At 68.8% G+C, this 947-nt stretch carries 1 protein-coding gene; it reads left to right on the forward strand.

All coding sequences use genetic code 11. The features are described from left to right. The first annotated feature begins 52 nt into the window (after nucleotides 1-52). A protein-coding gene (locus NJC10_RS11165; RefSeq protein WP_166437828.1) for an IS5 family transposase occupies nucleotides 53-947 on the forward strand; the annotation gives its coding sequence in 2 pieces (ribosomal slippage) (nucleotides 53-409 and nucleotides 411-947; 894 coding nt in all).

The following is a 947-nucleotide window of genomic DNA, read 5'->3' on the forward strand; positions in this document are numbered from 1 at the left end:
CTAGGGCGTGTCTGAGAATGGATCCAGGGGGCCAGCTGACACCCTGGAAGGCATGTCCCGCTTCCAGATGCTCTCCGATGCCCAATGGGAGTTGATCGCCCCGATGCTCCCGACCCGGACCGGCAGGGCCGGCAGGCCGTTCGCCGATGCCCGCACCATGGTGGAGGCGATCATCTACCGATATCGGTGCGGGATTGCATGGAGGGATCTGCCCGAGGTCTACGGGCCTTGGCAGACCGTGTGGACCTGGCACCGGCGCTTAGCTGAAGAGGGCACCTGGGATGCGGTGCTGGCGAGGCTGACCGCCGCCGCGGACGCCGAAGGCCTGATCGATTGGTCGGTCTCGGTGGACTCCACGATCGCCCGCGCGCATCAGCACGCGACGAACATCACCCGCCTCACAGGGGGATGGGTCGAACTACAGGAATCTGCATGAGGAGCCGGCCGATCACGGCATCGGGCGCTCCCGGGGAGGGCTGAGCACGAAGATCCATCAGCTCGTCGATGGGACCGGGCTGCCGCTGGTCAGCCTGATCACCCCCGGCCAAGCCGGGGACTCCCCGATGCTGCTGCCGCTGCTGGGGCGGCTGCGCGTGGCACGGCCGGTAGGGCGGCCCCGGACCCGCCCCGAGGCGGTGCTGGGCGACAAGGCGTACTCCTCCCGGGCGATCCGCACCCACCTGCGTGCCCGCCGGATCAAAGCCGTGATCCCCGAGCCGGCGGATCAGCAGGGCCACCGCAGGCGCCGCGGCTCGGCCGGTGGCCGTCCCGTGGGCCTGGACTCGCAGGCTTACAAGGGCCGGAACGTGATCGAGCGCCAGTACGCGCACCTGAAGCAATGGCGGGGCCTGGCGACCCGGTACGACAAGTACGCGATCGTCTACCGGGCCGCCGTGGTGTTGAACGCTGTGCTCGCGTGGTCCAAACGATTGTCAGACATGCCCTAG

It is taken from the genome of Micrococcus sp. M4NT, from assembly GCF_033790745.1.
Classification (GTDB): Bacteria; Actinomycetota; Actinomycetes; order Actinomycetales; family Micrococcaceae; genus Micrococcus.